Annotated in this window: 6 protein-coding genes; all 6 read left to right on the top strand. The window is 74.3% G+C overall.

All coding sequences use genetic code 11. The features are described 5' to 3' along the window. Positions 1–1,302, top strand: a complete 1,302-nt coding sequence (locus ON36_RS00390; RefSeq protein ID WP_052313495.1) for an MFS transporter — start codon at positions 1–3, stop codon at positions 1,300–1,302. 46 nt (positions 1,303–1,348) lie between these two features. Beyond that, positions 1,349–2,326, top strand: a complete 978-nt coding sequence (locus ON36_RS00395) for a DMT family transporter (RefSeq protein WP_043646266.1) — start codon at positions 1,349–1,351, stop codon at positions 2,324–2,326. 67 nt (positions 2,327–2,393) lie between these two features. Continuing rightward, complete coding sequence (locus ON36_RS32465) at positions 2,394–4,244, top strand: serine/threonine-protein kinase (RefSeq protein WP_052313496.1); 1,851 nt, start codon at positions 2,394–2,396, stop codon at positions 4,242–4,244. Positions 4,245–4,341: 97 nt separating this feature from the next. Then, a complete protein-coding gene (locus ON36_RS00405) occupies positions 4,342–5,505 on the top strand; it encodes a DUF7373 family lipoprotein (protein ID WP_043646267.1) in 1,164 nt (387 codons plus the stop codon). A gap of 8 nt (positions 5,506–5,513) precedes the next feature. Then, entirely contained in the window at positions 5,514–7,382 is a 1,869-nt protein-coding gene (locus ON36_RS00410) for a serine/threonine-protein kinase (RefSeq protein WP_052313497.1), read from the top strand. After that, a partial coding sequence (locus ON36_RS00415; RefSeq protein ID WP_043646269.1) for a protein kinase domain-containing protein occupies positions 7,379–8,186 on the top strand: 808 nt, incomplete at its 3' end. The genes ON36_RS00410 and ON36_RS00415, both read left to right, overlap by 4 nt.

The raw sequence follows: 8,186 nt of genomic DNA on the forward strand, positions 1-8,186 counted from the left end.
ATGTCCTGGTTGCGGCGCGGGCCGGGTGACGTCCGCGATCTCACGCTCCGCGCCGTCCTCTTCCGCGGTACCCGCGACCTGCTGCCGGTCTACGGCCTCTATGGTGTCCTCTTCGCCGATCACGGCCTCGGCGCCGCGCAGATCTCGCTGCTGTTCGCGCTGTGGTCGCTGACCGCGTTCTTCCTCGAGGTGCCCTCGGGTGCCTGGGCCGACACCGTGTCGCGGCGCGGACTGCTCGTCCTGAGCGCCCTGTTGCAGGCGTCGACCTTCACCGTGTGGGCGCTGGCGCCGTCGTTCGCCGGGTTCGCGCTCGGTTTCGTGCTGTGGGGTGTCGCCGGTGCCCTCGAGTCGGGCACCTTCGAGGCCCTGGTGTACGACGAGCTGGTGACCCGGGGCGAGACCGCGTCCTACGCCCGCATCATGGGTTACGCCCGTGCGGCCCAGGAGATCTCGGTGCTTGTGGCGATCGTGTCCGCCGCCCCGCTGTACGCGCTGGGCGGGTACGCGCTGGTCGGCTGGGTCAGCGTCGGCGTCGCCTGCGTGCACGTCGCGACCGCGCTGACGCTGCCGGGCGCGCCGCGGGCGGTGTCGGCGTCCGTGGTTGAGGACCTCGAGGACGGGGTGCCGGAGCCGGTCGCCGCGCCCCACGGCTACCTGTCGATGCTGCGCGCCGGTGTCGGGGAGGCGCTGCGGGTCCGCCGTGTCCGTCGCGGCGTGCTGCTCGGCGCCCTGCTGTACGGCATGACCGCCTTCGACGAGTACTTCGGCCTGCTCGCCGTGGCGGGCGGCGCGTCGACGGCGGCGTCGGCGCTGCTGCTCGGCGTGGCGGTGACCGGCTCGCTGGCCGGCTCGCTGCTGGCGGGACGGGCCGAAGCCCTTGCGGCGGGACGGCTCTCGGCGCTGCTGGTGCTCGCGGGCGGCACCTTCATCGGCGGCTGTCTCCTGGTCGCTGCCGGGCCCGGGTCGGCGTACGGCACCGCGCTGCTGTGGACCGGGTTCGTCGGCATCGCGATCGGCTACGGCATCGACTTCGCCGCCGAGGTGGTCGCGGGTGCGCGCCTGCAGGACGCCATCGAGGGCCCGGCGCGGGCGACGGTCACCTCCGTCTCCGGCCTGCTGTCGGAGATCGTCGCCCTCGGCATCTTCGGCTTCGTCGCGCTGACGACCACCTGGTGGTCGATGCCGGTGACGGTGGGCGTGCTCGGCGCGTTGCTGCTGCTGGCGGCCGCGCTGACGCCGTCCTGGCTGCCGCCGCGCCGCGCCGACGCCGACCGGACGCCCGCGACGGCGGCGGACCGGTGACCGCGGCTCCCGGTTCGCCGCGCATCGCGGCTGTTACCGTGCCCGGGTGAGCACACCCGGCACCCCTGCCCGCCGGGGCGTACCGCCGCTCGGGCTGCTGTTCGGCTTCGCCATCGGCGCGGGCGTCGCGGTGCAGGGCCGGATCAACGGCGCGCTCGGCGCGCGACTCGACGACGGGATCGCGGCCGCGACCATCAGTTTCGGCACCGGCGCGCTGGCGCTGCTGCTCGTCGCGGCCTGCGCGCCCCGGCTGCGCCACGGGGTCGGGCAGGTACGGACGGCCCTGGCCGAGGGCGTCCTGCGGCCCTGGCAGTTGCTCGGTGGGTTGTGCGGCGCGTTCTTCGTCGCCGCGCAGAGTTTCACCGTCGCGTTGATCGGCGTCACCGCGTTCACCGTCGCGGTGGTGGCGGGTCAGCTGGTGAGCAGCCTCGCCGTCGACCGCCTCGGCCTCGGGCCCGCCGGCCGCACCGCGATCACCGCGACGCGGCTGTTCGCCGCCGCGCTGGCGATCGGCGCGGTCACGGTCGCCGCGCTCGGCCGTTCCGTCCCGCCCGGCGCGAGCGTCCCCGGCCTGCCCGACCTGCCGTACCTGTTCGCCCTGCTCCCGGCCCTGGCCGGCGTGGGGCTCGCCTGGCAGCAGGCGGTGAACGGCCGGGTCGGCGCGGTGGCGGGACCCTTCGCCGCCACCCTGGCCAACTTCACCGTCGGCCTGCTCGCCCTGCTGGTCCTCTCCGCCGCCGTCGTCGCGACCCACGGCCTGCCCCGTGCGTTCCCGACCGCCCCGTGGCTCTACCTCGGCGGCCTCATCGGCGTGGTGTTCATCGCCCTGGCGGCGGTGACCGTCCGCCTGCTCGGCGTGCTTCTGCTCGGCCTCACGTCGGTGGCCGGTCAGCTGGCCGCCTCGGTGGCGCTCGACCTGGCCGCGGGCACGCTGTCCGGCCCGACCGTCGTCGGTTGCGTCATCGTCGCGGCGGCCGTCCTGCTCGCCGCGGTCCGCCCCGGCGGACCGGTTTCCCCGTCCTGACCGAGCGCGCCCCGGCCGGAACCCGGTGTTAGGTTTCGTGACGACATCGAGTGGGGGAGCAGTACCAGTGATCGAGCCGTTGTCGGCGCACGAACCGAAATCCCTCGGCCGCTATCGCTTGCTGGGCGTCCTCGGCGCGGGTGGCATGGGCCGGGTTCTGCTGGCGACGGGTCCGGACGGCCGCTTCGTCGCGATCAAGCAGATCCACGCGACCCTGGTCGACGATCCGGAGTTCCGCGCGCGGTTCGAGCGGGAGATCCGGGTGTCGATGCGGGTCTCCGGCGCGTTCACCGCGGCGGTGATCGACTACGAAGTGTCGGGTCCCGCACCGTGGCTGGCGTCGGTGTTCATTCCCGGTGTGCCGCTGGATCAGGCGGTGCAGACCCACGGTCCGCTACCGGCGCCCGCGCTGCGGACGCTCGCCGCCGGCCTGGCCGCCGCGCTGCACTCGATCCACGGCACCGGCCTCGTCCACCGGGACCTCAAGCCCGCCAACGTGATCCTGGCGGCGGACGGCCCCCGGGTGATCGATTTCGGCATCGCGCAGCCGGACGAGCCGCAGGGCGCGGTGACGCAGACCGGCGCGCTGATCGGCTCGCCCGCCTACATGTCGCCGGAACAGGCCACCGCGCAACAGCTCACACCCGCGTCGGACATCTTCGCGTTCGGTTCGCTGCTCTACATGGCCGCGGTGGGCCAGAGCCCGTTCGCCGCCGCTACCGCGCCCGCCACGCTGTTCACCATCGTGCACCGCGAGCCGGACTACGACCGGGTTCCGGCGGAGGTGCGGGAGCTGGTCGCGGGGTGCCTGCGCAAGGAGCCGTCGGCCCGCCCCACGCCGGCGCAGATACTGGACCATCTCGGCGTGCAGCCGGTCCGGGCGCGGCCGTGGCCGGGGCCGGTGCACGAGCGGATCGCCGATCAGTCCCGGTACCTGTCGCTGCTGGCCTCCGATCCGGACGCGACGCAGATCATCGGTCCCGAAACGCCGGCGCCGACGACCCAGGAACCCGTGGCCGTAGCGCCCCGGCGGCGCGGGCGGCGCGCGATCGTCGCCGCGGCGGCCGTGGTCGGCGTGGTGCTGGTCGCGGGTCTGGCCGCGGTGACGTCGCGCGGCGGCGGTTCCGGGTCGGTGGCCGCGTCGGGCCCGGTGGTGCCGACCGCGACGCTGCCTGCCCTCGCGTCGCTGCGTCCGGTCGACACCTGCCGGTGGTTGCGGCAGGCGCTCGGCGCGGAGTTCCCCGCCGACGTGGCGACCGGTCTCGGGCGGTCCGTCGAGTCCTGGGCCTGGCAGCCGACCGCGGAGTGGGGCTGCGCCGGCAGCGGTGGCGGACCGGCGCTGCGGGTCGACGTCGGGACGGCCCTCGCCGGATTCGCCCCGGCGGGACGCCTGGTCCGCGGCTACGAACTGCTGCGCCGCGGCACCGGCTGCGCCGTCGCCACCGCCGATGCCGAACACCGGTGGGGCGTCGTGGTCGACCCCGGACGAGACCGCTGTGACCTCGCCGAGTACATCCTCGACCGCCTGCTGGCCACCGACCTGACGGCCGTGCCGACGGCCGCGGACGCGGCGCGTTCGCTGGTGTCTGTGGACCCCTGTGCACTACTCGACGGCACCGCCCCGGCGACCGGGCCGGGCCGGGTCGTCTCGGCCCGGTCGTGCGCCTGGCCCGGCGACCGGCCGGTGACCGTCAGCCTGTCGCTGGACTCCCGGCCCGCCTCCTCGGTCACCCGGACGATGCGGGGCACCGAACAGACGTCGGCGGCGGGATGCACGGCACGCTACGTCTTCCGCGACATCGGCGAGCGCTACGAGGAGGTCGTGCGGATCTCGCTGGGCGGCGGCGCCGCCGGGACCGTCTGCGGCGAGGCCGAGGCGATGATCGACGCGGTCATTCCCCGGCTGCCCACCGCGTGACCCGTCACATCTGGCGTCCCGGCGAGCGGCAGTGATACGTTTCGCCACGGAGTTCGAGTTACGGTGTCGCCCCGCGCGCCGATGGGGGGAAGACGCTGTGCGCCGTTCGCGTCGTCTGGTGGTGATCACCGCGCTGGTCTTGGCCGCCGTCGCGGCCTGCGCCGAGCCGGGCATCGACCACGGTGACTATCCGGTCACCCCGCCGTCCGCCGCCTACGACGAGACGCCCGGCCTGTGGCGCGGCACCCTCACCGAGTCGCTGCGGATCGGCGAACGCGTCCTGCGGGCCGACACCATCGATCCCGAACTGACCGACGGCCGCGGCGGCGGCGTCCTGCTGAACCCGCTGGGTCGGGTGTCCGCGATGCTCTCCGGTCCCCAGCAGACCGCGCTGCGCGACTTCGACGTGCTCGCCGGGTTCGGCGCGATCGGCGGCAACGACAAGCGCGCGGACGAGCGGGCCGACAAGTACATCTCGGTGGCCGCGCTGTCCTTCGCCTCGGAGGCGGTCGCCGGAGACGCGGCCCGGGCCATGGCGGCCGCCGATTTCGGCTCCAACACCGACAACCGGCCCTTCGAGCTGCCGGAATACCCCGCGGCCCTGAATCATTGGCGCCCCGGTGTGCCGACGGTCGGCAGCTGGCTGGTGTGGCGCAACCTGGTCTTCCGGGTGGTGGTCAAGGTGACCGAGCCGCGCGAGGACCTGCTCGCCGACCTGCTGAACCGGGTCTACCGGGCCCAGCTGACCGCCATGGACGGCTTCACGCCGACCCCCGCGGCGGACCTGCCCGCCCTGCGCCACGATCCCGAGCACCTGCTGACCCGTTTCGTCACCGTCGGCGAGAAGACCTTCGACCCGATGCGGTTCGCGGTCTACCGCCCCCACGCGTACGCCCTGCTGACCCCGCACCCCGCGACCACCGAACGCGGGTTCACCGACCTCGGCGTGAGCCGGGTCGCGGTCTCGGACAACAAGTTCGGCTATCGCGTGCGGGACGCCGCCGCCGCGGCCGCCCTCCTCGACGACCCGGGCACCCTGCTGCTCGGGTCGATCGCCACCGACCCGATGCCCGGCGTCGGCGGGCTGCCCGCGGTGCGCTGTCGCCGGGCGCAGCGGCCGAGCGTGTCCGCGCTCGAGGCGCGGCGGTTCAGCTGCCGCATGGCGGTGGACGACCTGGTCGTCGAGGTGTTCAGCAACGACGAGACCGATGTGCGCAGGCTCGCCGCCGCGCAGTACGCGGTCATGACGGCAGCGCGGTAGGGGGACCGATGAAACCACTGGCTCCTGGCGATCCGGCGACCCTGGGCCGCTTCCGCATCCTCGCGGTCGTCGGCCGGGGCGGCATGGGCCGGGTCCTGCTCGGCCAGGCGCCCGACGGCAGGCTCGTCGCCGTCAAGCAGATCGACGCGCACCTGACCGGCGACGCGGAGTTCGCCGCGCGATTCCGCCGCGAGGTCGCCGCCTCGCAGAAGGTCACCGGCGCCTACACCGCGGGCGTGGTCGACCACGACGCCGAGGCCGAGCATCCCTGGCTGGCCTCGGAATACATCGCGGGACCCGCGCTCGGGGACATGATCACCGCCTACGGCGGGCTCTCGCTGAGCGGCCTCAAGCTGCTGGCGACCGGCCTGGCCATGGCGTTGCAGGAGATCCACCGGACCGGCCTCGTCCACCGGGATCTCAAGCCGAGCAACGTCCTGCTGACCAACGAGGGCCCGCGCGTCATCGATTTCGGCATCGCCCGCGCGCTCGAGGAGGACACCCAGCTCACCGCGACCGGCACGGTGATCGGTTCCCCGGCCTACATGTCGCCCGAGCAGGCGGAATGCCTGCCGCTCGGACCGGCCTCGGACGTGTTCTCGGTCGGCGCGATCCTGGCCTTCGCCGCGACGGGAATCAGCCCGTTCCACGGTGTCTCGACGCCGCAGACGCTGTACAACGTGCTCTACCAGGAGCCGCGGCTCGGCGAGATGCCCGAACCGGTCCGCGCGATCGTGCTGCGCTGCCTGGCCAAGGACCCCGAGGCCCGGCCCACCCCCGCCGAGCTGCTCGACGCGGCGCAGGCCATTCCGGCCGAGCCGGTCTGGCCGGTGCGCATCCGCAAGCGGATCGCCGAGTTCCGGGACGCGGCGGCAGGCTGGGCGGCGGGGGTCGCGGCCTACGACGCCGAACCGGGGCCCGCGGCGCCCGCGCCCCGCTGGTGGCGGACGGGCAGGCCGATCGCCGCGGCCGCGCTCGTCGCGCTGCTCGGCATCGGCGCGACCCTGGTGTGGGGCACCGGCATCGACGGTCACGCCACCGCCATGACGGAACCGGCGCTGCGCCTCACCCCGGCCGAGGCCAGGGAACTCGACCTCTGCGCGCTGGTCGCGCCGGACGTGCTCGGCGAGATGGGCGAGGCCACCGGCTCGCTGCGCGATCGGGTGATCACCACCGGCGGCTGCTCGAACTCCTACCTCGATCCGTCGGGCAAGTCGGTCAGCTACCAGGTGTCGACCTACATGGGCGCCTCGGTGGACGACATCTACGACCCGATGGGCAGCGCCATCGCCTGGATGCCGGTCCTCGGCTCGGCCGCGGAGTCCCGATACTGCAGCCGGGCCGTGGTCGCCCAGAGCGGCACGCCGATGTCGATCCAGGTGCAGACCTCGGTGGATCAGGGCAATTCGTGCCCGCAGGCCGAGCGCGCGCTCGCCGCGGTCGTCCGCCGCCTCACGGTGAATCCGCCGCTGCGGAAGCTGCCCGCGAACTCGATCTTCCGCCTCGACGTCTGCGCGCTCGTGAAACACGCCGCCGACACCGTGGCCGGTGACCCGGCGCGGCGCAGGACGGACGGGCCCATCCGGTGCCGGATCGACGGCCGCGACGCCGAGGTCGACGTCGAACTGGTCACCAAGCTGCGGCCGGACCGGGACACCAAGTCCTACGAGGAGGTCCGGGTCGGCGACTTCGCCGCCTACATCGACGGCCGCGACGCCCGGTACTGCTCGGTCAGCCTGCTGCACCGGCCCGCCGAGTCGTTCAACGCCGACCAGGTGAGCGTGGTGGTGCGCCAGTCCCGCGCGTCGCAGGTCGCCCCGTGCGACGCCGCGATCTCCCTGCTCACCTCCGTCGCCAGGGAGCTGCCGAAACCATGACCTCCGCCGACACCACGATCTCCTTCGGGCGCTACCGCCTGCTCGGGCCGATCGATCCCGCGGGCGCGGGTGACCTGCTCGGCGTCGCCCCGGACAACAGCCTGGTCCTGCTGCGCCTGTCCGATCCCGGCGCCGCGGCCGCCGACGACTTCCGTCTCCGCTTCCGGCACAGCGCGATCGCGGGCATGCGGGTCGGTGGCGCGGGCAACGCGGCGGTCCTCGACCTGGACTCGGACGCCGAGCAGCCCTGGCTCGCCACGCAGTTCGTGCCGTCGGCCGCCCTGGCGGACGTGATCGCGGCCGGCGGGGCGCTCGAACCCGCCGCGGTGCGGGCGCTGGCGGCCGGCTGCGCGGCGGCGCTCGCGGGGGTCCACGCGACCGGGCTGGTCCATCGCGATCTCCGCCCGGACACGGTGACCCTGACCGCCGACGGTGTCCGGCTCGGCCCGCCCGGCGTGATCCCGGCGGGGCACGGAACCCCGGCGGGCCCACCCGATTTCCTCGCGCCCGAACAGGCCATGGGCCTCGAGACCGGGGCGGCCGCGGACATCTTCGCCCTCGGCTCCCTCCTGGTCTTCGCCGCCTCCGGTCACGCGCCCTTCGGCGCGCCCTCGGTGCCGTACACGCTGTTCAACATCGCCCAGCGCGACCCCGACCTGACCGGCGTCCCCGACGAAATGCGCGAACTGGTCCTCGGCTGCCTGCGCAAGGACCCGGCGGCCAGGCCGACACCCGCGCAGATCCTCGACTACGTCGGCGCCGCGCCCGCCCTGCCGCCGTGGCCCGAGCGCGCGCTGACGCTCA

The sequence above is a fragment of the Nocardia thailandica NBRC 100428 genome (genome assembly GCF_000308795.1).
Taxonomy (GTDB): domain Bacteria; phylum Actinomycetota; class Actinomycetes; order Mycobacteriales; family Mycobacteriaceae; genus Nocardia; species Nocardia thailandica.

Coding starts and splice junctions, on each gene's coding strand:
- ON36_RS00390 (WP_052313495.1), top strand. CDS start 1: ATGTCCTGGTTGCGGCGCGGGCCGGGTGACGTCCGCGATCTCACGCTC.
- ON36_RS00410 (WP_052313497.1), top strand. CDS start 5,514: ATGAAACCACTGGCTCCTGGCGATCCGGCGACCCTGGGCCGCTTCCGC.